The sequence below is a fragment of the Paenibacillus planticolens genome, assembly GCF_013141725.1.
Lineage (GTDB): Bacteria > Bacillota > Bacilli > Paenibacillales > NBRC-103111 > Paenibacillus_E > Paenibacillus_E planticolens.
Genome location: NZ_WHNZ01000007.1, coordinates 234942 through 261459, shown reverse-complemented (window position 1 = coordinate 261459; position 26518 = coordinate 234942). Strand labels below are relative to the sequence as shown.

Sequence of the window (26518 nt, the reverse complement as noted above, 5' to 3'; positions counted from 1 at the left end):
TACTATTAGCACTAGAGAGACACTCTAATTTCATGAAAAGGTGTATAATCAACCTTGCCGCTCATTGGCTAGGTTGATTTTTTTATGCAAAATAATGAAGTGAGAGGGGATACTGGCATGAAGAATCGTATGTCCAAGTTCTCAAGGATAGGTCTTGTATCGGGAGTCCTAATGATTTGTCTTTTTATCTTTGCTTTATTTTATTTTCAGCAGCCGGAGTCATCAGCCGAAGAACCCGTGGTTACTCAACAAGATGGATTTCAAGTTGCTACGATAAATGTGAAGGATAACGGCTTTTATCCTGCCAATATCGAGGTTCAGGCTGGTGTGCCAACAAAGCTGAATTTCAAAAAGAAAAGCGGTTTTACTTGTATTAAAAGTGTAGCCTCTCCTGATTTAGGGATAGATGTCTATTTGGAAAAAGGCGATAATTTCATTACATTAAAAGATTTAAAACCGGGTACCTATAAATTTCACTGCGGTATGTATATGTATTTTGGGACAATAACAGTGAGATAATGGAATTGTAATATAAAAAGATCGTTTCAACCTCTTTGGGGATGAAACGATCTTTTTTCAATGGATCGGCGATCCATTCGGTACTTGATGATCGGGCTTCAGAAGCACGACATCTCCTTCGCTGGGGATGCCGCCTAAGATGAGTACCTCGGATTTAAACCCGGCAATACGCCTGGACGGGAAATTGACAACAGCGACAACTTGTCTGCCGATAAGCAACTCAGGTGAATAGCGGCGTGTTATCTGTGCGGACGATTGTTTAATGCCCAGATCGCCGAAATCGATGCGCAGCTTAATCGCTGGCTTGCGCGCCTCTGGGAATGACTCCGCCTCAATGACCGTGCCGATTCGCATGTCCAGCCTGTCGAAATCTTCTATAGCTATCATGTGTCTTGCTCTCCTTATCATACAATTGTGATTGCTCGATTGCGTTGGCATGTAATCAATTGTACGAAAGGATTGCTGAAGGCTTTTGTCTGGATAACTGTAACGGTTTAACCCAATGACGGCTATTCGCTTGATCGAATACCCTCACGGTATTGTCTAGGAGTTGTCCCCTCTAATCGCCGAAAAAGCCGCGTTAGGGAAGCCTGATGCTCCAAGCCGACCTGCATAGCAATATGAAGAATCGGCCAATCCGTGTGAAGAAGCAATTCCTTCGCTTTCGTAAGGCGCACTTTTTGAATATACATTGACGGAGAGCTTCCGGTCATTTTGCGAAACCATTCGCTGTAGTGCGTCCTGTTATAGTGCTCCACAGCAGCAAGCTGCTCGACGGTGATGGATTCGGCAAAGTGTTCGTGAATGTATTGGATAGAAGCAGGCAGGCTGGGATTCTTCGTTAGTTGCCGTGAAATGTAAGGGAAGAGCGAACGAACACCTTCTCTACTTTCCGGTGCATTTTCGAGCTCGCTGTGCAGCAGATTACGGATACCACGCCACTCGTTTGTCACCGAATACACCATACCTTCGTTAGGAGCGGAAATCCCTGTCGTTGGGAGCATTTCAGAAGGAATGTCGAGCACGATGAAAGAGTTCGGATGACCGTTCGAGCAAAATATATGCTCGCAATTCGGCGGCACGAGAAATAATGTATCCGATGTAAGCCGCAGCCGTTGCGATTGGGTCTGTATCGACATCTCCCCATCCATGGGGACGATTAATTGCGCATAGTTATGCGTATGCGATTCGGTTACAGGTGCGTACGTTCTCCGTTCTGCATATAGTTCTTTTAAAAGGTTCATGATTGGTTTTATTCCTTTTTTCGATTATCTCCTATTTCTAATATAGACCAATAGGAGCTTGACGTATAGATTCCGAATAACGACGGACTAACACCTCTGTTTTTTGAACAAAAAGGTATGATTTTTAGCCTACCCCTTGCCTGACACGTGGTGTAAGGTGGGATTACCCGGAGCGAATCTGGTGGTTTAAGACGAAATGGAATCAGGAAGGGGGAATCGAATGGTTGCAAATCTGTCGTGTATGAATGGCTATCAACGGTAATGCGGAAAACTATTAAAAGTATTACATGAAATCAGCACTAAGCACAAATCGTTTGAAGCACAATGAATGATGATTGAAACGAAAAAATGTAGACACACAGATACCCTGAGACATTGGAGAGTATGTCTTCATAAGCTATATTCAGATACATTTTGTATCATATTTTTGATCTATCAACCTTTTAGAGGGAGGAAAGCAAAAAATGCAAAAGACACTGCACAAACTCGTATCTCTGTCCCTAGCGCTGGCCATGTGCCTATCTCTGTTCGTTTTCGGCGTCCCGGCCTCGGCTGATCATGCGGCGCCTAGTCTACGTCAGATGGAGTATCTGACACGAGGCCTGGTCGCTGCCCAGATCCCAGAAGGCATATTTCTGAGCTGGCGCTTCCTTGGAAACGAGCCCGATGGTCTTTCCTGGAATGTCTACCGCAAAGACGGTGACGCGGACTTTATGAAGATTACCACGATCACGCCCCGGGATGTAAAGCCCGAGAGCAATTACGCGACAAACCCCGGCATTGTGAAAGAAAACGTCACTCCTTCTAACTACACCGACCCGAATGGCCTCATAACTTCCATCTATGAGGTGGCGCCGGTCATAGGCGGCGTTGAGGGATTGAGGCAGGGCCAGTCCGTCCCCATGCTGTCGGCCTTGGCGGGAAGCTCGGGGCAGGCCAACAGGGGCGCTGTTCACTATATTCCGATGAAGCCGGCTCCGGACCCCGTGCCGCTCGCGCACTTCACCTACCGCGGCTACAGGTTCGGCCCGGGCACCAATCTGACCACGGCTAACATGGTTATCCCCGGTACGGGGGGCCAGCACTGGTACGTCGTCGACATGGATTTGCTAAGGGCTTTCCGCGAGCCCCATGACAACAAGACCCCGGTCAGCGTTACAGATCTGAGCGGATGGGTCGATAAACTTAACGGGTACAACCATGAAACTTGGCAGCCGACCAATTCCCTCGGGACCGACCGCATCATCAGCGACGCCCTGTACACTGAGCTGGAAGCGAAGTTCATAAAGTACGTCGAGGAACTGGACAAAGGCACCAAGCTCCCCTATGCGAAAACCAGCACCGGCGCGATATATACGTCACAAAGTGCCGCTTACTCCACCCATGACATGACGGTTGGAGATTTTGACGGAGACGGCGAATACGAGATCGTCGTTAAGTGGCGTAGTACCCAGCAAGACCCCATGTACTCCGAACCGATATTCGGTGGAAGTAACACCACAACCGCTCCAGAGTACATAGACGTGTACAAGCTGGACGGTACCCTGCTGTTCCGCGTCGACATGGGCTATAACGTGAGAGCGGGCAACGACCACGAGACCACCCTGTTCTGCGAAGACTTTGACGGTGACGGCAAGGCCGAGCTGATGCTCAAGACCGCCCTAGGCACCCGTATCGGCAACTGGGACGAAGAGTCGCAGTCCATCAAATATCAGGACACCCTTAATACCGTCGTGGGCGGCCAGGATGGTCTGAACGCCACCACGGACAAGTTTAAAGAATACTTTGCCACTGGCAACGAACAAGCCCTTGACACCTACTGGTCTCTTCTTAACAACTTCACCATCTCCTACCGCAGCCCGATAGCCGGGGGCGGCAATGACGGAGTCAATGATCCGGCTGTTAAACGGTGGATTAAGACATACCATGTTGGCCCGATCGGCCCCGCTAAAGACGATCAGGAGTTTTTCTCTGCCTATAAATGGGACGCCAAAGCTGGCAAGGGCGTGCTCGTGGACAGCGCCAAATATCCGTTCCCATATGAGGGCAGCGTCGACGGCGAGAACTGGGCCATGACGCCAGAATCCCAGCGCGGCAATTTCTCTTATCTGGCCTTCCCTGGCCCCGGCGCTGGCAATTCGTCTAGTGATTATAAAGCGCAGATAATGGCCGAGAAAGAAGCCTACTGGCTTGAGCATCCCTGGAAGGCGGCTGTATGGGGCGACGCACAAGGCAACCGCGCCAACCGCTACCTCGGCGTCGTGGCCGCACTTGACGGCGTTAACAATTACGCTGTTTCCCAGCGTGGCTACTATGCAAGGACGACCTTCGCCGCCTACAACATCGTGAATGGCAAGGTCAACCTTCAGGCTAGTTTCGACTCGGCCGATCCGCGGTACTGGGCGCTTGGCGGCACGGCCTATGATTACCAGAACCGAGGCAATCATCAAACCCAATCCGCAGACCTTGACGGCGACGGCCGGGATGAGATCGTGATGAAAGCCATGGTCCTCGGCCTGAATGCCGACAAGACCATGATCCTGCCCAAGGTACTCAACGGCGACATCATGCCCACAATCGAGGGGCAGAACGGCATTCCTCCGGTTGTTGACAGCTTTGAGTTCGCCACCGACGCGGTCCGGAACAATCCACTGAACGTGTGGGCTCCGCTCCGTCACGGCGACCGCAGCGCGCTGCTCCCGGTAGCCAAGGATAACAACATCAGAATGTGGTCCGGCAGCGAGGAGCACATGCTGGACGACATACGTAACGGTAAGCATTACGGCTGGATGCCCGGTCCGGAGGCACACGACCCGATGAAGGGCAAGCGGCTGAACGAGCAGGGCGAGATTATTTATGAAAACTCGCTCATCTTCAGCGTATACGCAGGTACTGACGCCGAGGGCGCGGTGGCCGGCAACTTCTCTAACCGCTGGCCCGGTGCGCAGGGATACTCGCAGAACGGTGCCAGGAGCATGATCACCGGCGAGCTCCTGAACGGCAGTCGAAACCTGGGCAGCGGCCAGAACGCCATCTGGTTCGGTGGCGGCCTGACGGCCATGGCTGTCAACAGCGCCACCATTAACACGGTCAACGATTTGACCTTCGCGACGTCCTCATACCTCGCGACCGGCCTTACGTCGACCGGCAATAAGAGCACACCTACACTCAAGGCCGACATGTTTGGAGACTGGCGCGAGGAGCTCATTCTCCGGGCCAGCAATAACCGTCTGGCCATCGTCACGACCTTGTCGCCGACTGAGTACGGCATCCGCACGCTGATGCACGACCCGATGTATCGCAACGGCGTGGCGAACAAGAACACCGGCTATGATCAGATGGGATTCGCCAGTTTCTATCTAGGCGACGAGGCTAAGCTGCCTTCCATGAGGAACGACATCGCTATTCCGACGATGGCTCCGAATACCCAGAGCAAGATCAAGCTAACGGCACCGGCCACGGTACAGCCTGGTGAAACGTTCGAGCTGATCTACAGCGGGGAGAATTTGGAGTCCGGAGTATTGGCGCAGGATCTGATCTTCGAGTTCGATCCGACGATGCTGGAACTGGCATCCGATCCTGTCACGATGGCCGATGGGCAATTTGTCATCATTGATCACAAACAGGCGGGCGGCAAGCTGCGCGTTCTGGGCGTTCATCTTGGCGTAAAGCAAACAGATCCGAACGGGGATCTGTTGAAGCTGACCCTGCGGGCGAAGCCGGGATCGGTAGGGAATACGTCGATCCTGCTCAGCAAGCTGGTTACGGCGGATGCAAACGGCGTTGAGACGACGGTCGGCGGAACAAGCCACAGCCTGAGCATTCAGCAGCAGGCGGTGGTAGATAAGACGGCTCTGAATGCGTTGATTGCGGACGCCCAGGCGAAGCATGACCAAGCGTCGGAGGGCAGCGGAGTTGGTAATTATCCGACAGGCTCGAAGGCAGTGCTGCAGGCTGCGATCGATCAGGCCAAGGCGGTCGCGAATAACCCGGCAGCCGATCAGGCGGCTGTGGATCTGGCTGCAGCACAACTGCAGACGGCGCTGCAGACGTTCCTGGATTCGGTAATCAAACCGATCGGCGGCGACTTCAACAATGACAACAAGATCAGCATCGGTGATCTGGCGATGCTGGCTCAAGCCTACGGCAAGTCGTCCGCGGATTCCGACTGGAGCTCGTGGCAGCAGTTCGATCTGAGCGGCGACGGCAAGGTAGACATTCAGGATCTGGCTATTCTTGCTACCCGGATTCTGAACTGGGAATAGGAATGAGGAGTGCATATATGCTTCTATGGTCAGATTAAGGAAAAAATTCCCTCTAATTTGACTTCAGAAGCTTGTTAGATCCATTTAACAGGAAAAACTCCCTGTATTTGCACCGATTTCATGAGAATTCTCTGAATCCGGTCAAATTAACGGGAGTTTTTCTTTATAAATTCCCTGAAAGTCCATTTACAGGGAGTTTAGATGGATAATTTCCATTTATTTCTTTCTTCGCTGTAGCCTTCAGTAATGATATCATCAAGAATCTGCTTATGGGACAGCAGCAATGCAGTTCTTCTTTTTGAATTGAATGAACGATAAGTTTAGTATGTCAAAGCGGCTATAATTTTTGTTGTAAATACAACAAAAATAATGTACTATTTTTTATGACGTTTGAAAAATAAAATATCAGTGGAGTTGCTATTATGAAGGAAATTCTTCGTGAGGTTGGAATGATTGCTAGGGCTTTGGATTCTATAAGCAATATCGAATTTAAACAATATGACCTTACAAAAGGACAGTACTTGTACCTCGTGCGAATATGTGAAAATCCAGGAATTATTCAAGAAAAGTTAGCTGAGATGATAAAAGTAGACCGGACAACAGCTGCTCGCGCTATACAGAAACTGGAGATTAATGGATTTATTGAAAAGCATGATGATCCATATAACCAAAAAATTAAAAAACTATTTCCTACAGAGAAAGGGAAGACGGTTTACCCTTTTATAAAAAAGGAAAATGATTATTCCAATCTCGTCGCACTATCTGGATTCTCTGAGAGTGAAGCCGAAACGATTTTTGACCTGCTGCAAAGAGTCAGAAAAAATGTAGAAAAAGACTGGGAGTTTGTAAAAAAGGGAAGTAAGAGAAATTATTGATTCAGTAAAAGGAGAACAAGTGAAATGACTATAATTATTAAAAACTGCACAATCAAAGATTTAGTATTACTTCAAGAAATTGGTCTTGAAACCTATAATGAGACATTTAAAAATGACAATTCGCCTGAAAATATGAACGTCTACTTGGAAAAAGCATTTAACCTAAAACAATTAGAAAAAGAGTTATCGAATCTTTCTTCGGAATTTTATTTTATTTATTCGAATGAGGAAATTGCCGGGTATTTGAAGCTAAACATCAATGAGGCTCAAACGGAAAGAATGGGCAATGATTCACTTGAAATCGAGAGGATTTACATAAGGAAAAAATTTCATAAGCAGGGGCTTGGTAAATATCTAATAAATAAAGCTATAGAGATAGCGAAAGAACGGAAGAAGGAGAAGATCTGGCTGGGGGTTTGGGAAAAAAACGAGAGCGCAATTGCCTTTTATACTAAAATGGGTTTTGCTCAAACAGGGGCCCACACTTTCTTTATGGGTGATGATGAACAAATAGATTTTATAATGACCAAAACGCTCATTTAACATTCTCTGAAATTCTGTTTGGAAAGTTTTTATTCAACTGTTATTTCACATGCATTCACCCCAAGAAAAATATAAAATAAGTAAAAATAGCGGAGAGAATGGAATGTGATATTTATGAACTATATCATTTTTGATTTAGAAGCAACATGTTGGGAGAATGACCGAACAAAGCAGAATGAAATTATTGAGATTGGTGCAGTGAAGATGAATACTAAGCTTGAGTTCGTTGATGAGTTTCAAACGTTTATCAAGCCAAAGGTTCATCCGTGGCTGTCTGATTTTTGCAAGGAACTTACGTCCATTACTCAGGAAAATGTAAATGCTGCACCTTACTTTCCACAAGCAATCGGCAAGTTTCAAGAATGGATCGGAAAGGAGGACTACTTCCTTTGTTCATGGGGCTTCTATGATAAAAGCCAGCTGAAGAAAGATTGTGAGCTGAATAGAGTACGTCAAGAATGGATTAAGAACCATATAAGCATCAAACATCAACATGGTAAGATGATTGGTAATGAGCGCGGAGTTGGCATGGAGAGGGCTCTGCATATGCTTAAATTACAGCTAGATGGGACACACCATAGAGGTATTGATGATGCTCGTAATATCGCAAAGATATTTATTAAGATATTTGATAAATTAGAATTACAATAATTCTTTTTTGACTTGGGCACAAGCGGTACATTGGAAATGCTGAAGCCTATCGATTTGAACCGAGCGATACACAGCTTTCATTATCGATGCGGTTTTTGCGCTGCTTGGTATTCTCGTAGCGTTCGCCTCACTAAAAGAAAAAAATCTTCTGTCGGCAACTAAATGATCGAAAAATTAAGGAGCTGCCAGTGGCAGCTCCTTAATTTTTCAACGACACAACCCCATTCATCAGCAAAGGCAATACCCTCCCGGCTAAATCATTGGGAGATTCCTGTTTTCCTCCCAGATTCCATTGATAGGTGATTTCATAGATCGACAAGCTTAATATGGTAGCAGCCATTCCCAACGTTTTTGGATCTGCTTGGTGATTTCTACTTTAGACAAGCGGGAGGAGGAATTGTTCCAATTGTGTCCTTAAATCTCTTTCGATAACAACCGTGAATTTGATCTGGTAGCTGCGGGACGGGCGCTTTTGGCCGATCCTGCATGGGCTAAAAAAATACGTGAAGGCCGGTTAAATGAACTTCTACCATTTACAACTCAAGCGCTCGGCACTTTGTACTGAGATTCATCGTCATGAAGAGAGTCGCCATCTATTGGCGGCTTTTCTTTTTCTATTTAAGCGTATTATGAGCATAATTTAGCCAATACCTTAAATTAATCTCCTATTTTTCTTAAGTTTACAGCTTTCAATTTAGTCGGAATTTCTTTATGATGAAAATATCAACAACGAGACAGCATTCAATTTTTGGAAAAAGGGGGGTGATCGGCAAAGAAATGTAACCGCTTACTTAGTGGCGTGATGCAAGTCGTTCGGCTGAATGAAAGGTGTATTCGTTTATTTTGAAGTTAATGATACGATTTGTAACAAATTGTAAGTTGAAGCGACACATATTGGATCGTTTTAAACTACATAGCAGGAAAAAGTATCAAGTCATGACTATTTCATTCGTTGGAGGTTGTGTAAATGCTGAGAAGAGGTTTATCTATCATTTTAGTTTTATCCTTAGTTGTAAGCCTTTTCATGACGATGCCTGATGTATCCCATGCGTATGTCGCCAAAGATTATTCTTCTATCACTGCGTCGGCCAATTCAAAAATGGTAAAAGCTTCTGGTACAAATGGGATAACAGCTGATAGTACAGCTAATAACACTACAGCAGCTGATGCGGAATCATTTTTGATCGTTGACGGTAAAGATTCAAATGGAAATCTGGACGGCTCAATCAATATTAAGTCCAAGGCGAACAACATGTTTCTTACCACAGAAAATTACGTAGTAAATAGTGTTACTATTCAAACCGAAGCATTAAAACCAACAAAAGCTACACCTGGAGTGACAACCACTAGCTGGGAAAAATTCTATATTGAAAAATTAAAGGATGGCAACGGAGTTGAGACTGGATATGTAGCGATAAAGGCAAATAAAAGTATCGGTGGCAAAAAATTGTATGTTTCGGTTAATACTGCGAATCCTAGTGGTCCCTATTTAACTGCATCCAGCACGACAATAGGTGTCAACGAAACATTCATGATCCACACCTCACTAGGTACACCGGATACACCAGCAGCACCATTCGTCGATGCCACAACAACGAACTCCGTTACTCTGAGTTGGGCAATCGTAACTCGTGCAGACAGCTATAACGTGTACCGCTCGAAAACAAGTAACGGTACTTTCGTCAAGATCAATACGACAGCGATTGGCTCAACCAGCTTTGTAGATACGGGATTGCCCGCAAATTCTGGATTTTACTACAAAATTACAGCGGTCGGCTTAGACGGAGAATCAGCGATGTCAGCTGCGGCCTTAGCAACTACGCTGCCTGATCAATTCGGTATAAGCACATCGACTACAAAAACGATAAGCATGGCCTGGACAACCGTGCCCGGCGCAACAAGCTATAACGTCTACCGATCCACTACTAGTGACGGAATATTCAACAAAGTTAACACTGAAGCGATAACGACATACAACTACACGGATACGGGTTTGACACCAAATACTAGATACTACTACAAAGTATCATCCGTGAGCGGAGGCGTAGAATCAGCATTATCTACTGCGATTGCTGCATTAACTCCTCCTGAGTTTGGTAAAAATGTCTATGTGTTTGATCCGGCAATGCCAGCAGCAGACATTCAGACAATTGCTACAAACGTGTTTACTAAACAGGAAACGAATCAATTTGGTTCCGAGAGGTACGCGCTTCTCTTTAAACCAGGCACATACAGTACGGCAGTTAGAGTGGGCTTCTACACACATGTTGCCGGTCTGGGGAAAATGCCTGACGATGTCATGATCAATGGCGGGGTAACGGTTGATGCCAACTGGATGGCGAACCATAATGCAACTCAAAACTTCTGGCGATCCATTGAGAACTTCGCCGTAACGCCACAAGGCGGAGATATGAAATATGCTGTATCACAGGCCGCATCTATGAGACGTCTGCATGTTAAAGGAAATCTGTCACTTCACGATGTAGGAGGATGGGCCAGCGGTGGCTTCCTATCCGATTCCAAGATCGATGGAAAAGTGGTTCCTGGATCACAACAGCAGTGGTTTTCCAGAAATAACAATTGGGGTGAATGGGCAGGTTCGCTATGGAATATGACGCTTGTTGGGAACACGAATAATCCAGTGGAGAACTACCCAACAAACGCTTATACAATCGTCGATCAAACGCCAATTATTCGGGAGAAACCCTTCCTCACCATTGACGCTTCCGATAAATACAGCGTTTTCGTTCCGAATGTTTCCCTTGCTGCGCAAGGAACCAGTTGGGCGAACGGAGTTGCAGATGGAACATCCATTCCGATCGATCAGTTCTATATCGCAGACGTTGATACTTTCGACGTAGATAAAGTCAATGCCGCGCTTAGTCAAGGTAAGCACCTGCTGCTTACTCCGGGCGTATATCATGTAAGCAAGCCGATTGTGGTAACAAATCCAAACACGGTTGTGTTGGGGCTGGGACTTGCTACTTTGCACTCAGACAATGGATCTGTGGCGCTGCAAGTTGCTGATGTTGATGGAGTTAAAGTTGCCGGACTGTTGTTCGAAGCTGGGTCAAAGAGCTCGCCTGTTTTGTTAGAGGTTGGACCAAAAGGCAGTTCATCTGATCACTCTGCTAATCCAATTTCTCTTCATGACCTCTACTTTAGAGTGGGTGGGGATGCTCTTGCCTTAGCCGAAGTATGTATCGAAATCAACAGCAACCACGTCATTGGCGATCATTTCTGGGTATGGCGCGCAGATCACGGCACGGGTGCTGCATGGAATTCAAACCTAACGACCAATGGGATGATCGTAAATGGAAATGACGTAACGATATACGGCCTCTTTGTAGAGCATTTCCATGAGTATCAGACGCTTTGGAATGGTGAACGCGGCAAGATGTATTTTTATCAATGTGAAATTCCATACGACGTTCCGGATCAACAAAGCTGGATGAGCAATTTCGGGACTGTTAATGGTTATGCTGGTTACAAAGTAGCGGACTCGGTGAATCAACATGAAGCTTACGGATTAGGAGTATATTCCTTCTTCCGAGATGCACCTGTGAAACTTGAGAGCGCAATAGAAGTTCCGGATAAGCCAGGGGTTAAGGTCCACCATGCGACGACTGTTTTCTTAAGCGGTATGGCTGGAAGCGAGATCACTCATATTGTGAATAACATGGGTGGTGCCGTAATCGTAGGAGGACAAAATCAGAGATTGACAGATTACGTACCAAGAACAATTCAAAGCATTAAAGATGTAGAAATAAACACGATTGCTCAGAAAGCACCTGTGTTACCTGCACTGGTTGCCCAAGTGTACAACGATCAAAGTACGAGAATGGTACCTGTTGCATGGGATAGCATCGATCCTTCCAAATATGCTTCTGCAGGAGTGTTCACTGTTAATGGAACAATTGCCGGCAGTCTGTTGAAGGCTAAAGCTGTTATTACAGTAGCATCCGGTCCGAACGTACCCGTGACGGGTATTGTAGTAACAGGAGCTAACAACGCAACGACGATTACAACAAAAGGCGGCACTCTGCAAATGTCTGCTGCGGTAACGCCCGCGAATGCGGAGAATAAGAATGTCACTTGGTCGGTCGTAGGCACGGACGGTAAGGCAACGAACAAGGCTACAATTGATTCATCAGGATTGATAACCGCTTATGATGACGGCACGGTGAAAGTTGTCGCGACAGCTAAAGACGGTACAGCAGTGAAAGGTGAAGCAACGATCACCATTAGCAATCAATTTACGAAAGTTTCCGCTATCTCCGTATCTTCTTCTGGCGACGTATCAACGATTACAATGAAAAGCGGCACTTTGCAACTATCTGCGTCAGTAGCGCCAGCGAATGCAGACGTTACATCGGTTACTTGGTCCGTTGTGAATGCGGACGGAACAACGACAGATAAGGCTAAAATTAGTGCCGGAGGCTTGTTAACTGCTCTTAAAGATGGAACCGTGAAAGTGATCGCGTCAGCTAACGACGATTCCGGCGTAAAAGGAGAGAAAACCATCACCTTCATAGGTCAGTCCGTTTTATTAGCCAGTGGATGGTCATGGGTGAGGGAAAGCCAAGCAGAATGGGCGACAGTTCCCAATAATGCTAACGGTATGAGATTAACGACGATTGAAGGAAGCTGGGGCGGCTCTAAACCTAGTAATATCCTTCTAAGAGGTCCCGTCACAGGCGACCTGACAATCTCCACGAAGTTGAATTTTGATGCGAAGAATGGTTTTGAATGGGCTGGATTGATTGTCTATCAGGATGATGGCAATGCGATCACATTGGGAAGGCAGGCAAACGGTACCCCTGGCGTCAATCAGATCAGGTTCTCTCAGGTCAAAGGCGGCGCGCAAACGGATAAAAACTACGACGACCGCGTGTATCCTGCGGATATTTATTTGAAAATTGAAAAAACAGGTACAATTTACAAAGGATATTATAGCAGCGACGGAGCCACTTGGACGCAGGTAGCCGATACGTTCGACTTATCGTTGACAAATAACAAAGTCGGTATTTTTACAAGGAAGCTCAATACAGCTATCGCTCCAAAAACGGCAGAATTTACGAATTTCACTTTGAACGGCAGCGTTATCCCCTACTGGAATCCAGTTAGTTCTATTGCTGTTACGGGAGCTGGTGGAGCAACGGCAATTACAGCTTTGAATGGCACATTGCAAATGACGGCAGATGTATTGCCTGCTAATGCGGATAACAAATCAGTCATCTGGTCCATTATGAACACGGATGGAACGGCTACCGATAAGGCGACCATCAGTACTGCAGGCGTGATTGCCGCTGTTAAGAATGGTCAGGTAAAAGTCATCGCGACTGCCATTGACGGATCTGGACAAACCGGAAGCGCTACGATTGACATCACTGGCCAACTTGGAGTTGTTTCTTCAATCTCTGTATCCGGAGCGGGCGGAGCATCAGCGATCGCGACGAAAGGCGGCACACTGCAGATGTCTGCAGAAGTACTGCCTGCGAATGCCATTGATAAAACGTTCACTTGGTCCGTCGTCAATGAGGATGGAACGGCAACGGATAAGGCGACGATTAGTAGCGGAGGATTGTTAACCGCTGTTAAGGATGGCGTGGTGAAAGTCATTGCGACAGCTCATGACAGCTCAGGTGTCAAAGGAGAAGCGAAGATTACCATCAGCGGACAAGTTGAAAATGTAACTGCAGCTACATTGACCGGTCCGAATGCTGTCTATCAACAGCAGCCATTCGATTTGACGGTTGGCGTGAGCAGCTTGCTCTCAAGCTTCACAACACTCGATGTTATTCTGAATTATGATCCGAACTTGCTGGAGTTCGACACAGTAACCAACAGCAACGGTTCTCTCTCCTTGGCTGACAGTGCCCTGAGCTCACTTAGAAGTCATTTCAACGTGTTGGGGACCGGGATGAAGGCCGATAAAGGCCAGATTCGTATCATTATGGCCAGCGAGGGTAATGACAATGCGATTAGTACGATTGGCAATCTGTTAACCGTACGCGCCAAAATCAAGGCGGGGGTTGCAGCAGGAGAAACGACGGTGTCGTTATCGGGCTTTAACGTTTCCCTTACAGGTTCAGATACGCCAGTAACCGGAGTATCTTTCAGCATTCAAATTAAAGATGTGGATAAAGCGGAATTGATCGCTGCGATTATTACTGCTCAGAGCAAACATGATGCAGCGACGGAAGGAAACAATATCGGCCAATATCCGAACGGATCGAAAGCGATATTACAGACAGCTATTAACAACGCCAAAGCGGTACGCGATAACGCAGCATCAACCCAATCGGAAGTCGCGGATGCGTTGAGTGCTCTAAATGCGGCGTTGACAACGTTCAATAACTCGGTACACACCGATCCTGGAAATGTAGACAAATCAGCACTGAGCAAAGCGATTACAGCTGCGCAAAGCAAGTATGATGCAGTGACCGAAGGCAACAAAATAGGTCAATATCCGGCGACTGCGAGAGCGGCATTACAGGCGGCTATAACGAGCGCTAACACAGTATTTAACAGTTCGGCGGCAACGCAGACGGAAGTGAATACGGCGATAACAGATGTGAATACGGCACTGCAAACGTTCCAGACGAAGATGGTTACTCTCGTGCCGGGTCAAACAAGTGTCACCATCAATGATCTATCCATCATCGCCAAGTATTATGGAACGAAATCATCAGATGCTAATTGGAGTGAAATTGAAGCAGCGGATATCTTTAATAGCGGCAGTATCGATATTCAAGTCCTTGCGGCAGTAGCAAGAATGGTTCTCGACAACTGGCTTTTAGATAATTAATTTCAAGATGGGGGAGGATGGCGCAACTGTCGTCCTCCTTGATTTATATGGCATTAGATAAGAACGAGTCTGGGAGTGTGAAACCTTGACATTCAAAAAAGTAATCACATCTTTTCTAGTTATTGTACTATTTGCGTTGGCAGCGTCGTTATCACCGAGATATGCTGCAGCAGCCACAAATGACTCTCAATGGACGTTAGTATGGAATGATGAGTTTAACAATTCTAAGTTAGATGAATCCAAGTGGAACTACACCACAGGCGGCGGCGGTTATGGCAATCACGAGCTGCAGAATTATACGAATCGCCCCGAGAATGTCCGTGTCGAGAATGGGAATTTAATTATTGAAGCACACAAGGAAAGCTATCAAGGCAGCCAATATACTTCCGGCAAACTGGAGACAAAATCGAAAGGCGATTGGACATATGGCCGATACGAAGTACGGGCTAAATTACCGGAAGGCAAAGGAATGTGGCCTGCGATTTGGATGATGCCAACCAATCAAAATGTTTACGGTGGATGGCCGGTTGGTGGTGAAATCGACATCATGGAGTTGCTCGGACATGATCCGGGCACGGTATACGGTACAATCCATTACGGTAATCCGTGGACACATACGGGAGGAAATTATACTCTCCCCAATAATCAGAAATTCTCAGATGATTTCCATACATTCAAAATGGAATGGTCCCCAGGGGAAATCAAATGGTATGTTGACGACATTCTTTATTTAACTAAAAATGATTGGTTCAGCAAAGACAACAGTAAACCGTCGGATTACCCTTTCCCCGCTCCATTCGATCAGTTGTTCTATCTTCAATTGAATTTGGCGGTCGGAGGCGATTGGCCGGGCAATCCTGACGCGACGACGGATTGGACGAAACCAAAACAAATGCTTGTAGATTATGTCAGAGTATATAGTTATAACGGGCAATACCCGGATCCAGGTCCGCGTCCGGGGAAAAACTTGAGCGACGGCTGGTCTTGGATAAGAGAAATCAGCAGCAATTGGTTCGCAGAAAGCAGTCCGGACGCAATGAGATTGATGACAAGCGAGGGAAGCTGGGGCGGATCTAAACCGAGTAATATTTTGCTGAGAAATCCCGGTACTAGCGACTTCACCATTTCCACCAAGCTCAAGTTTGATGCATCCAATGGGTTTGAATGGGCTGGATTGATCGTCTATCAGGATGATGGCAATGCGATTACATTGGGACGTCAAGCTAACGGTGCTAACCCGGGTGCTTCCAAACAGCTCAGATTTTCTCAAATAAAAAATGCCGCTCAAACGGATAAAAACTACAATGACCTAGTGGCTCCTGCGGATATCTTCTTGAAAATTGAAAAATCCGGAACAATTTACAAGGGCTACTATAGCAGCGACGGTACTAATTGGACTCAGGTTGCCGATACATTCGACATTACGTTAACGAATCCCAAAGTAGGCATATTTACAAGAAAATTCAATTCTGCTATTCCTGTTAAAACTGCTGAATTTACGAATTTTACTTTGAACGGCAGCACGATACCTTTTTCTACTCCGAAAATTGAAAATGTAACCGCAGCTGCATTAACCGGTCCGAAGGCTGTCAATCAACAACAACCATTCGATTTAACGATTGGCCTGAGCAGCTTGCTCACAAGCTTCACGACACTCGATGTCATTCTGAATTATGATCCGAACTTGTTGGAGTTCGACACAGTAATCAACAGCAACGGTTCTATCTCCTTGGCTGACAGTGCCCTGAGCTCACTAAGAAGTCATTTCAACGTGTTGGGGACCGGGATGAAGGCCGATAAAGGCCAGATTCGTATCATTATGGCCAGTAAGGGAAATGACAATGCGATAAGTACGATTGGCAATCTGTTAACCGTACGCGCCAAAATCAAGGCGGGGGTTGCAGCAGGGGAAACGACCGTATCGTTATCGGACTTTAACGTTTCCCTCGCGGGTTCGGGTACGCCAGTAACCGGAGTATCTCTCAGCATTCAAATTAAAGATGTGAATAAAGCGGAATTGAACGCAGCGATTATTACTGCTCAGAGTAAACATGATGCAGCGACGGAAGGAAACAATATCGGCCAGTATCCGAATGGATCGAAAGCGATATTACAGACAGCCATTAACAACGCCAAAGCGGTACACGATAACGCAGCATCAACGCAATCGGAAGTCGCGGATGCGTTGAGTGCGTTAAATGCGGCGTTGACAACGTTTAATAATTCGGTACACACTGATCCTGGGACTGTAGACAAATCAGAATTGAGCAAAGCGATTACAGCTGCGCAAAGCAAGTATGATGCAGTGACCGAAGGCAACAAAATAGGTCAATATCCGGCAGTTGCGAGAGCGGCATTGCAGGCGGCTATAACGAGCGCTAACACAGTATTTAACAGTTCGGCGGCAACGCAGACGGAAGTGAATACGGCGATAACAGATGTGAATACGGCACTGCAATCGTTCCAGACGAAGATGGTTACTCTAGTTCCTGGTCAAACAAATGTCACCATCAGTGATCTATCAATCATTGCCAAGCATTATGGAACGAAGTCAACAGATGCCAACTGGAGTGAAATCGAAGCAGCGGATATCTTTAATAGCGGCAAAATCGATATTCAAGTCCTTGCGGCAGTAGCAAGAATGATTCTTGACAGCTGGCTTTCGGAAAATTAATTTTTGATTCAATTATTGTTTGAAATTTCCGGTGCACACGCTATTGACGGTGGGAAAATCCCTGTCATTGGCGTGTGCGTTTGTGATTAAAACACAAGATTCAATGTGTCAGTGGGGGAGCTACTATTTTCAAGGAACGGGTTCGGTTTTTTCATGCTAATATAGAAATAAAAGTAAAAATGAGAAGGGATTGACCGCAATGCAGAGGATTAAGTTTATGTATAAACAATTCTTAAGGGAACCTTTGTGGTTTAAGGTTTTAGTTTCTTTAACTTTGCTTATTACGATAATATTTAGCAGTTCATTTTTTTCATATAATGGTTATTACCAAAGTATTGCTAAATTAGCGGCAGCTATTTTTTTTACTGCATATGGCGTGAAATTCCGTAGAAACACTCTGATTACTGTGATCTTTTTCGTAGTTGCAATTATTTGTATGTATTTGTCCTGGGATTATTTCGAGCGAGCGCGTTATTAACCTAGTTCAAACATCACGTCTTTGAGGGACAAATTTCCAAAACCTCACTCTAATCATACCTTAAAATAGGCATTTAACCAGTGACAAGTATGATATTTGAACAAGAGGTGTAACTAATTATGGAAAACGAATCACGAAATGGTTATGTACCACAGCCATTCAGGAGCGATGGTGCCGGTTGGTGGGATTTAGGCCCACGGGACGTCATGCGAGATCTGGAGAACCCTGACATGCTTGTTTCGCCTGTCACCGATGCTGGGTCGCTGCCTAATATGAAGTTCTCTTTCTCTGACACTCATATGCAGTTGAATCATGGCGGCTGGTCGCGGGAAGTGACGGTTAAAGAGCTGCCGATTGCAACCACAATTGCGGGGGTGAATATGGCCCTGACTCCGGGTGGCGTGCGAGAGCTACATTGGCATCAGCAAGCGGAATGGGCACTTATGCTTGTCGGGCGAGCGCGCATTACATCCGTTGACCAGAACGGGAGGAATTTCATTGCTGACGTGGGCAAAGGCGACCTTTGGTACTTCCCTCCCGGAATTCCGCATTCGATTCAAGGACTTGAGGAAGGCTGTGAGTTTTTGCTTGTCTTCCCGGACGGTAATTTCTCTGACCTCAATACGCTATCACTCACTGATTGGTTCGCACATACGCCAAAGGACGTATTATCGGCGAATTTTGGTGTTCCAACAAGCACTTTTGCCCATATACCGAACCATCAGTTGTACATTTTTCAAGCAAACGTTCCCGGCCCAATCGAAACCCAACAAGTAGCAGACCCTCAAGGTATGGTACCAAAAACCTTTACACATCGACTGTTTGCACAAGAGCCGATTATTACTCCTGGCGGGAGTACAGTACGTATAGTGGATTCAACCAACTTTCCAATTTCGACTCAAATTGCCGCATCGTTACTGGAGATCAAGCCGGGCGCAATGAGAGAAATGCACTGGCATCCAAACAATGATGAATGGCAGTATTATATCTCAGGCACGGCGCGAATGACGGTTCTGGCACCCAATGGTACGGCTCGTACATTCGATTATCGTGCTGGGGATGTTGGATATGTACCGCGTGCCTTCGGACACTATATTCAAAACACAGGCAATGAAACCGTGTGGGCTTTGGAGATGTTTAAGAGTGACCGCTTTGAAGATATTTCATTAAATCAGTGGTTGGCGCTCACACCTCATCAAATAGTACAACACAACTTACATGTAGGACCAGAATTAATCAACTCATTGAAAAAGGAAAAACAATTTATAGTAAACAATTCGGGATTTTCTTATTACCCTAGAACGGATAAGTAAGTAGGTCGAATGGTAAAAGATAGCGAAATAAATAAACCGGAATCTTAGTTACACAGGAATCCGGTTTATTTGTGTATAGTAGATTACTTTCTCTTGACCTTAACACTGAGGTCAGGGTTTATAATGAGATTATCTCAAGCAAATATCTACATGAAAGGAAATAAGATACGTTATGGATATTACTCCACAAGAAGAAAACATGATTAAGGCTCTCCGTGAAGCTGCATTACCCCCTTTATATGTGCTGATACGAATTAGAAATGAAATTTCAAATGACACTGTAAATATCGAAGAGAGCCGAAGAGATGATGTCGTACAAACATTAGAAAAATACATCGGCCCGCTATGGGAAGACTATCATGAGGGGAAAACAGGTTCGCTAGCTTAGCAAGAACATCAGAGGCTGCTGGAGATAATCCGGCAGCCTCATTAAGCTATTAGACAGTTATGTCGAGTTTGTCGTCTTCGGTTCGTCGTCCAAGGCTTAGAGTATGAGCGAAGTCTGATTGGCATGTTGAGGAACAGATAAGGTACCTATTCAATAAAGGAGGCAGGGACAACAGTTTGACATCCAACTGTTTGTCTCCCTAATTAGCCAAGCGGCGTCTACGCTGAATTAGAGTGAGTCATTTGAGGCTGTCCCCAAAATAGTTTCTTGAGGGTCCAAAATCCATGCTTAACGAAAAGGCAATGTGAATTAACTGGAAAATCTCCTTCTAAATGGATCGAGCGATGATCTTGCAGAGAATTTAGAAGGAAAACCTCCAGGTAATTTCACCAGATTTCGTAGATTCTGACGAAATTAGTGCAAATAGAAGGGGTTTTTCCCTCTAAATGGATCTGACAAGCATCTGCATTCCATTTAGAGGGGACTTTTTCCTTTATTTGGTCCACAGAAGCATATTGCACAAAAGGCTATCCCACAAATCAAGAAATGACTGGGATAGCCTCTCAAACGAGACGGGACAAGTAGGAGATGTATTGGTTTAATTGTGTATGTGAGGGCTTAGGTTAATCCTCTAGTGCAACAGTGATTGTCACATTGGAGTTAGGATAACGTTAATTTGTTGACAATCCTGATCTCTACGATTCTTATAGAAACGGATGCGGGTGAGGATTGAGCTGCCCGGCAGTCAGCGGATCTTTCGCATACCCAAGTTCCACAGGCACCCGCAATACTCTCTCCAGCCCCGTCAAGCGATGCAAATGATGCCCGAACGTCATCGGAAGCATTCCCGGAATCAGTACTTTTACACAGTGAAGCCCGTTTCGGAGCGTTTCCAGCGACGACTGGTCCACCGCGATCACATCCAGGTTCAAGCTGCGAAACACCTCGATGATGTCCTTCAGATCATCTGTCAGATCCGCATGTCCTGCCTTACGCCTAAACTCCTCGTCAAACGTTCTGAGCGGACGCTGTCCGTCCAGCAAAAATTTCAGTCGTTCCTCGGCTTGCGGCAAACCGTATAGCATGGCATGATCCTCCATTTGAAAAACGAGGAACGGATCGTCGAGCATTTGCTTAAAATGTTCCAGGCCAGTTTCAAATTTCTCTTGCAGGAAGATATATCTGCCAGCCAATTCGTGAATGGCGCTTTTGGCGGCCCGTACCGGATCCAAATGAGCTCCAGCTGCACAGATCAGATTCAACTTCCCCGGGCTTACGCTTTTCGCGAGCGCCCAAATGCTTGGAATCCCATTCTCCATGGTCATGTTGAACAAATGTATATCATATCCGGCAACTGCGCGCAGCCGTTCTACCATGAGCTTCAGTTCCTGATCGTTAGCGGAAAAGGGGTCCAGGCGCGGGATAGGCAACTGTGCGTACCAAGTCATCAGGAACGAGTCACGCTCCGCCACTTCCAAAATCCCGTGCAAGACGGCTTCCTCCAAGCTCCCGCCTAACGCACACCCGTTGGAGCCTTCCTGGACAAAGCCGCTGCCGAATCCCGAGCTGTAATAAGCAAGGCTTTCCGGAACAAGGATCGGACGCTTCTGCACTAGCGAATAGCCCCATATCCAATCGATCGGAAGGTCTGGATCAAACGGTTCGAACGTGAAATCAGGCTGTGCATACTGTTCCTTTGAATATAACCCAACCTTGGATGGGTCGAGCGCGTGATCCGCAATACCGTTGAAACTGTCATAAATTACGGTCCGTTTGCCACGAGGGGTTACACCACAGTGCCGCTCCAAGCCTTCCAAGATCGCGGTCAATTCGCTTTCCGCATAAGAGAAGCTGCGGCCTCCCGTTACCTCATCTCCCAGCAGAAACGACGGCAGATTGACCCCCACCCCGGCAAAAGGCGACTCGAGGTCAAGCATCTTGGCATTAAAAACGCCAGTCCGGGAATCCAAATAGTCTCTGAACAAATGTTGTTTCAGGTCGTCTATCGGACGACAGCGGTAACTGTCGGTGTTTATTTTCGGTCTCGGTTCGAGCAAAAAGATTGCCGCCGCCGATGAATCATCGGGCAAACTGCCGCATACCTCACAGAGCGGGTCAGGCAGAATGAAATGGAGCGAGCTGTCCAGAGTTTTCAGGTTAACGATATACATATGCTCTTCCGTATAGGCTCGGCTGCCCAACAGCACTCGCTGCGTTTCGGCAATCAGCAAGTGGGCGGTATGCCATATTCCTGAAGGCGAAGATTTTTCGCTTTGTATATCCCCAGGTGACGCCGTGAAACGCCGGTTATCCGCACACTGGGAGCATCCCGGCGCACCCGGGCGAACCAAAGGCCCGATGATGCCCTCGTTCATTGAAATAAAGCCCCGCAGCCACGGGATGCCGACCTGCTGCAGAAGCTCTTCAGCCGCGAAGTATCCGGAGGAAGGCCATTCATCGTGCAGCACCAGAACCAATTTCGCCGCTTTAGGTAGGTCTAAAGTGAAATCTGTCTGTCGAAGGACCTGATAACTGTCCACTAGCTTTCCGCATACGAAGTCGGCCAATAAACCTTCTCCGACAACTGATATGATAGCATTCACTTGGATCACCTCATCTCGCAGCCATGTGCCCCGATCTTTGACGGGATTCTTCGCTAATCTCCCGAGGCGGAAGAGAAGGAACTGCCAGTAAGCAGCCCCTATGATTGCTATATGGTTTGCTTCCCGATTGTAGAACGTACCTTACCCACTTTCCATTATTGGCTGCACGGTTTTTCCCCGAGGTGACAATAGAGGAAGTTACCGTAAGAGAAACTTGGTCTTGGATCTGGCAGGAGTGTTTGGGGTGTTGCTGCGAGAGGGGAATCCCGGTGAGGGAGAGGGCTAGCCACGTGAAAGTGTATTAATGTTGTCAGGGAGCTTTGAAACGAAGAAAAAACAGTCCGTATTCGAATCTAATTCAGCGAAAGGGACCGTTTTTTCTCATTGTGTTGGTTTAAGGTATTACCAAGCAAACGTCATTGTGATTATAACCAAAAGAATAAAAAGAACTAAAACTGCTGCTGCTCCTGTACCGTAACCTGCACAACTTGCACCATAACCTACTTCACCCATGTGTACTCATTCCCCTCTGGTGATTTGTCACTACGGTATAAAATATGTTCATTTAACAATGCTTGATTGGACGTTTGACTAAATATCTTGATCCGCACATTCAGTGCTATGTGTCCACCACGAGAAAAAACGACCCGTATTGCGCGGCCGTTTTTTCTCGTTGTTCATTGTGTTGGATTAAGAAATTACCATACGAAAGCCGATGTGATGATAACTAAAAGAATAAAAAGAACCAAAATTGCTGCTGCGCTGTTACCATAACCTGCACAACTTGAACCATAACCAACTGCACCCATGTTTTCTCATTCCCCTCAGATGATTTGTTACTACGGTATAAAGTATGTTCGTTAAATAACGATTGCTTGGACGTATGCACCAAATTGCTCCACAGCCACCAAACTCGAAGATAACGGCCGGGGTAAGAGAAAGAAAAAAACGACCCGTACTACGCGGCCGTTTTTTCCCTTTGTTCATTGTGTTGGATTACGAAATTACCATACGAAAGCCGATGTGATGATAACCAAAAGAATAAAAAGAACCAAAATAGCTGCTGCACTGTTACCATAACCTGCACAACTTCCACCATAACCAACTGCGCCCATGTTTACTCATTCCCCTCTGGTGATTTGTCACTACGGTATAAAGTATGTTCGTTACATCGGCTTTGATTGGACGTTTGACCCGAATTGAGTTATTAAGTGCCAGGATTAGATTAATACCTTTTCATAATATCCGAAAAAAAACTGCAAATTCCCCCTATGTGTCTCCATAAAAAAACGACCCGAATTGCGCGGCCGTTTTTTTCTCTCTGTTCATTGTGTTGGATTAAGAAATTACCATACGAAAGCTGAAGTGATGATAACCAAAAGAATAAAAAGAACCAAAATAGCTGCTGCACTTGAACCGTAACCTGCACAACCTGCACCATAACCAACTGCACCCATGTTTTCTCATTCCCCTCTGGTGAATTGTCATTACGGTATAAAGTATGTTCGTTACATCGGGTTTGATTGGACGTATGCCCCAAATTGAGTGTCGGAATAGCGCAAATGGCAACGGTTCGTTTTAAAAATAAGGAGCGACTAGCTCGGGAGCTTACCCGCAGACCGGCTCAGCTTTTTATACACGGTAAAGTAAACCCAAACGGCATTCAGAAGCAACAGGGCACTAGTACTAAAAAAAACATACCGCGTGCCTAAATGCGCGGCGACTTGCCCGCCTAACACAGCACCCCCGAACACGCCTAAATACCCGGCAGACATGGCAAAACCAAAAACTCTGCCTGTAAGCGCATCAGGTGTCACTTTCTTGATCAAAACATTGACAGAAGGCATCAAACCTGCCGCTGCTAAGCCAAATAGAAAGCGAAGCCCGATGAGCTGCCAAGGGTGGGTGACAAAGGCCTGAGGAATGAAAATAACGCCAGCCACGACAAGTGCGGCTAAGATAACCTTCTGCGCACCGATTTTATCGGACAGCTTTCCTAACCTGGGAGCAGCAATAATATTGGCAAGACCTGATACGGAGAACGTGATGCCGGCGATCAAGGCAATATGATTGGAATTCTGTGAAATTTGCGACACATATACCGTCATAATCGGTTCTATGGAATATAAGGCCAGGGATAATACAAAAAAGGTCACAAGCATCACAATCGTTAAGCTTTTCTCAGGGATGGTAGGCCAGATCTCTTTGAAACTGAGTATCTTTTTATCTTGCCGGGTAAAGGATTCCTTCACGAACAACGCAGTTGTCAGAAACGAAACCAACAACAGGGCGCCTGTGATATAAAAAACATCCGGCAATCCAACATTCTCACCGATGAAACCGCCAATCGTAGGTCCCAGCAAAGAGCCCGAAATGCTTGCCGTAGAGAGCGTGCCTAACGCCCAGCCAGCGTGTTGTTTATCTGTCTGAGTCGCAATCAGCGCGGTGCAGGCGGTCCCGTAACCGGTGATAATGCCTTGTAATAAGCGTAGCCCCAACAGTACATACACGTTCGATGCAAAACCCATACTAAAAATAACAATGGCCATACCCAGACTTGCCCGTAACAGCATGGGCTTTCGTCCGTATTTATCTGCCGCTTTCCCCCAGACCGGGGAGAAAATTGCGGAAATGATATACGTAATCCCAAACGCAAGACCTGAGAATTGAGCAATTGAAGCGGAACTATGAATGCCTAGATGTTGGATGTAAAGCGGTAGGACAGGCGCAATTTGGCTCATGCCTATACTTGAGACGAATAAACCGAACCAGCAAACGTATAAGTTTCTTTTCCAAATGGGCATGGCGATGGCCTTCTGTCTATATTAAAGTATCAATCCACGCATTAACGGTTAGAACATCGGCTTGACGTGGGAACACTTTCTCCGTAAGGGCACGGTGAACCTCCGGATCAGCATCCAGACAAGCATCTGAAAGCACACTAATGGCAAAATCTTTATCCGCCGCTTCTCGCAATGTGGATAGAACAACCCCGCTTGTAGCAATGCCGCTGAGGATCAACGTGTCAATTTGGCGGGCCCGGAGGATAACTTCAAGGTCGCTGCCGGCGAATGCGCTCACGCGGCGTTTCGTCACAATCGGCTCGCCTGGCTGAGGCTGTACGGATTCATGAATTTGTGTAGCTGTGTCATCTATGGTCATGCCGCCAAACTCCGCAATTCGCGCAAAAGATTTGTTGCGAGGACTGACCTCCGGATACCCTTCGCGGAAGGCGACCCGTACATAAATTACCTGGATGTTATGTTGACGTGCGGCTTGCATAGCTTTTTGAAAAGGAATAAGCGCCTCCTCGTTATCTGAGAAACGGGAAACAATGCCGTTCTGCATATCCATGAGCAATAGTGCGGTAGTAGCGTGTTGGTTTTGCATAGGGGATACACTCCTTAATATGGTTAGTAATCTCCTTCTTGATATGTTACTATTAAGCGGAGAACTCTCCACTTGATATTAAACGGAGACCTCTCCGTTTGTCAAGCCAGGTCGTAATTCAAACTAGGAAGTGATGATACAGTGAATGAAGCTGAGGGAACCCAACCGCGCTCTGAACGACGTGATGCCGCCGAGAATCGCCAACGAATATTGGATGCGGCACTTCGATTATTTGAGCAGAATGGTGTTGAACATGTAAGTATGAATCAAATTGCGACGGAAGCTCAGATCGGTCCGGGGACGCTCTATCGTCGTTATAGCAACAAAGGGGAACTATGTCTGGATTTAATGAAAGACAACGTAGTCAACCTTTTCGAGGATATTGAAAATTACTTGCAAATGAACCGCGCGGAGCCGCCGGCACATCGATTGAAGGGCCTTCTCGAATTGTTTATTCGATTCAGGGAGCGGAAAGCGCAATTCCTTAAAGGGGTGGAGGATTTTGCTTCAACCAACCCGGTCAGGTCTCTAAAGCGCGGACCTCTCTATCATGAATTGCATCAACCGATTGTCGAGCTATTCGATGAGATGCGTGCATCCGAGCAGAACTCTGTGAGTAGTGTCTTCCGGGCCGATATGCTGTTGACGGCTTTAAGCAGTGACTCCTATTTATATCAAAGAGATGTGCGCGGCTATTCGCCGGAGCAGATTTTGGAGCAGTTGATTTTAACATTCGTTGTACGCGAATAATAACAGAAAGACCC

At 46.4% G+C, this 26518-nt stretch carries 19 protein-coding genes and 1 pseudogene; 11 read left to right on the top strand and 9 right to left on the bottom strand.

The features are described from left to right. Positions 1-117: 117 nt before the first annotated feature. On the top strand, positions 118-519 hold the full coding sequence (locus GC097_RS01700) for a cupredoxin domain-containing protein (protein ID WP_171681611.1): 402 nt from the start codon (positions 118-120) through the stop codon (positions 517-519). A gap of 57 nt (positions 520-576) precedes the next feature. Here the strand turns inward: GC097_RS01700 and csaA are convergent, their stop codons facing one another. After that, positions 577-906 (bottom strand): chaperone CsaA, encoded by a 330-nt coding sequence (gene csaA / locus GC097_RS01695; RefSeq protein ID WP_171681610.1) that lies wholly within the window; start codon positions 904-906, stop codon positions 577-579. 122 nt (positions 907-1028) lie between these two features. After that, positions 1029-1763 (bottom strand): AraC family transcriptional regulator, encoded by a 735-nt coding sequence (locus GC097_RS01690; protein WP_171681609.1) that lies wholly within the window; start codon positions 1761-1763, stop codon positions 1029-1031. A gap of 464 nt (positions 1764-2227) precedes the next feature. On the opposite strand from GC097_RS01690, the gene GC097_RS34610 reads away from it, so the two are divergent. The 9 genes and pseudogenes from GC097_RS34610 (at position 2228) to GC097_RS01650 (ending at position 19761) form a co-directional block, all read left to right on the top strand. Continuing rightward, positions 2228-6028 carry a rhamnogalacturonan lyase family protein gene (locus GC097_RS34610; protein WP_171681608.1) on the top strand — a complete coding sequence of 1267 codons (3801 nt, stop codon included), beginning with the start codon at positions 2228-2230 and terminating at the stop codon, positions 6026-6028. 422 nt (positions 6029-6450) lie between these two features. Further along, a complete protein-coding gene (locus GC097_RS01680) occupies positions 6451-6903 on the top strand; it encodes a MarR family winged helix-turn-helix transcriptional regulator (RefSeq protein WP_171681607.1) in 453 nt (150 codons plus the stop codon). Positions 6904-6927: 24 nt separating this feature from the next. Further along, positions 6928-7446 (top strand): spermidine/spermine N(1)-acetyltransferase, encoded by a 519-nt coding sequence (gene paiA, locus GC097_RS01675; RefSeq protein ID WP_171681606.1) that lies wholly within the window; start codon positions 6928-6930, stop codon positions 7444-7446. Positions 7447-7560: 114 nt separating this feature from the next. Further along, a complete protein-coding gene (locus GC097_RS01670; RefSeq protein ID WP_171681605.1) occupies positions 7561-8097 on the top strand; it encodes a 3'-5' exonuclease in 537 nt (178 codons plus the stop codon). A 436-nt stretch (positions 8098-8533) separates the two neighbouring features. Then, a pseudogene (locus GC097_RS34050) lies at positions 8534-8662 on the top strand (12-oxophytodienoate reductase); the annotation flags it as partial. Between the two features lie 402 nt (positions 8663-9064). Continuing rightward, on the top strand, positions 9065-14908 hold the full coding sequence (locus GC097_RS01665; protein WP_171681604.1) for a pectate lyase-like domain-containing protein: 5844 nt from the start codon (positions 9065-9067) through the stop codon (positions 14906-14908). Between the two features lie 85 nt (positions 14909-14993). Further along, positions 14994-17582: a family 16 glycosylhydrolase gene (locus tag GC097_RS01660; protein ID WP_171681603.1), complete on the top strand. Its 2589-nt coding sequence runs from the start codon at positions 14994-14996 to the stop codon at positions 17580-17582. Between the two features lie 597 nt (positions 17583-18179). After that, complete coding sequence (locus GC097_RS01655; RefSeq protein ID WP_171681602.1) at positions 18180-19373, top strand: oxalate decarboxylase family bicupin; 1194 nt, start codon at positions 18180-18182, stop codon at positions 19371-19373. A gap of 172 nt (positions 19374-19545) precedes the next feature. After that, entirely contained in the window at positions 19546-19761 is a 216-nt protein-coding gene (locus tag GC097_RS01650) for a hypothetical protein (protein WP_171681601.1), read from the top strand. A 704-nt stretch (positions 19762-20465) separates the two neighbouring features. Here GC097_RS01650 and GC097_RS01645 read toward each other — a convergent pair. The 7 genes from GC097_RS01645 to GC097_RS01615 all read right to left on the bottom strand — a co-directional run bounded on the left by GC097_RS01645 (position 20466) and on the right by GC097_RS01615 (position 25754). Beyond that, positions 20466-22364, bottom strand: a complete 1899-nt coding sequence (locus GC097_RS01645) for a TOMM precursor leader peptide-binding protein (RefSeq protein ID WP_171681600.1) — start codon at positions 22362-22364, stop codon at positions 20466-20468. A gap of 402 nt (positions 22365-22766) precedes the next feature. Beyond that, positions 22767-22877 (bottom strand): YjcZ family sporulation protein, encoded by a 111-nt coding sequence (locus GC097_RS01640; RefSeq protein ID WP_171681599.1) that lies wholly within the window; start codon positions 22875-22877, stop codon positions 22767-22769. Positions 22878-23062: 185 nt separating this feature from the next. Further along, positions 23063-23173 (bottom strand): YjcZ family sporulation protein, encoded by a 111-nt coding sequence (locus tag GC097_RS01635; RefSeq protein WP_171681598.1) that lies wholly within the window; start codon positions 23171-23173, stop codon positions 23063-23065. A 195-nt stretch (positions 23174-23368) separates the two neighbouring features. After that, a complete protein-coding gene (locus GC097_RS01630) occupies positions 23369-23479 on the bottom strand; it encodes a YjcZ family sporulation protein (RefSeq protein ID WP_079412561.1) in 111 nt (36 codons plus the stop codon). A 231-nt stretch (positions 23480-23710) separates the two neighbouring features. Next, the gene (locus tag GC097_RS01625) at positions 23711-23821 is read right to left on the bottom strand and encodes a YjcZ family sporulation protein (RefSeq protein ID WP_171681597.1); all 111 of its coding nucleotides are present in this window, start codon (positions 23819-23821) and stop codon (positions 23711-23713) included. A 138-nt stretch (positions 23822-23959) separates the two neighbouring features. Further along, positions 23960-25168, bottom strand: coding sequence for a multidrug efflux MFS transporter (locus GC097_RS01620; RefSeq protein WP_171681596.1), 1209 nt, complete (start codon positions 25166-25168; stop codon positions 23960-23962). 16 nt (positions 25169-25184) lie between these two features. Then, a complete protein-coding gene (locus GC097_RS01615) occupies positions 25185-25754 on the bottom strand; it encodes a cysteine hydrolase family protein (RefSeq protein WP_171681595.1) in 570 nt (189 codons plus the stop codon). Between the two features lie 141 nt (positions 25755-25895). Here GC097_RS01615 and GC097_RS01610 point away from each other — a divergent pair, with 141 nt between their 5' ends. Next, the gene (locus tag GC097_RS01610) at positions 25896-26504 is read left to right on the top strand and encodes a TetR/AcrR family transcriptional regulator (RefSeq protein ID WP_171681594.1); all 609 of its coding nucleotides are present in this window, start codon (positions 25896-25898) and stop codon (positions 26502-26504) included. The last annotated feature ends 14 nt before the right edge of the window (positions 26505-26518 follow it).

Coding starts and splice junctions, on each gene's coding strand:
- GC097_RS01700 (WP_171681611.1), top strand. CDS start 118: ATGAAGAATCGTATGTCCAAGTTCTCAAGGATAGGTCTTGTATCGGGA.
- csaA (WP_171681610.1), bottom strand. CDS start 906: ATGATAGCTATAGAAGATTTCGACAGGCTGGACATGCGAATCGGCACG.
- GC097_RS01690 (WP_171681609.1), bottom strand. CDS start 1,763: ATGAACCTTTTAAAAGAACTATATGCAGAACGGAGAACGTACGCACCT.
- GC097_RS34610 (WP_171681608.1), top strand. CDS start 2,228: ATGCAAAAGACACTGCACAAACTCGTATCTCTGTCCCTAGCGCTGGCC.
- GC097_RS01680 (WP_171681607.1), top strand. CDS start 6,451: ATGAAGGAAATTCTTCGTGAGGTTGGAATGATTGCTAGGGCTTTGGAT.
- paiA (WP_171681606.1), top strand. CDS start 6,928: ATGACTATAATTATTAAAAACTGCACAATCAAAGATTTAGTATTACTT.
- GC097_RS01670 (WP_171681605.1), top strand. CDS start 7,561: ATGAACTATATCATTTTTGATTTAGAAGCAACATGTTGGGAGAATGAC.
- GC097_RS01665 (WP_171681604.1), top strand. CDS start 9,065: ATGCTGAGAAGAGGTTTATCTATCATTTTAGTTTTATCCTTAGTTGTA.
- GC097_RS01655 (WP_171681602.1), top strand. CDS start 18,180: ATGGAAAACGAATCACGAAATGGTTATGTACCACAGCCATTCAGGAGC.
- GC097_RS01650 (WP_171681601.1), top strand. CDS start 19,546: ATGGATATTACTCCACAAGAAGAAAACATGATTAAGGCTCTCCGTGAA.
- GC097_RS01640 (WP_171681599.1), bottom strand. CDS start 22,877: ATGGGTGAAGTAGGTTATGGTGCAAGTTGTGCAGGTTACGGTACAGGA.
- GC097_RS01635 (WP_171681598.1), bottom strand. CDS start 23,173: ATGGGTGCAGTTGGTTATGGTTCAAGTTGTGCAGGTTATGGTAACAGC.
- GC097_RS01630 (WP_079412561.1), bottom strand. CDS start 23,479: ATGGGCGCAGTTGGTTATGGTGGAAGTTGTGCAGGTTATGGTAACAGT.
- GC097_RS01625 (WP_171681597.1), bottom strand. CDS start 23,821: ATGGGTGCAGTTGGTTATGGTGCAGGTTGTGCAGGTTACGGTTCAAGT.
- GC097_RS01620 (WP_171681596.1), bottom strand. CDS start 25,168: ATGCCCATTTGGAAAAGAAACTTATACGTTTGCTGGTTCGGTTTATTC.
- GC097_RS01615 (WP_171681595.1), bottom strand. CDS start 25,754: ATGCAAAACCAACACGCTACTACCGCACTATTGCTCATGGATATGCAG.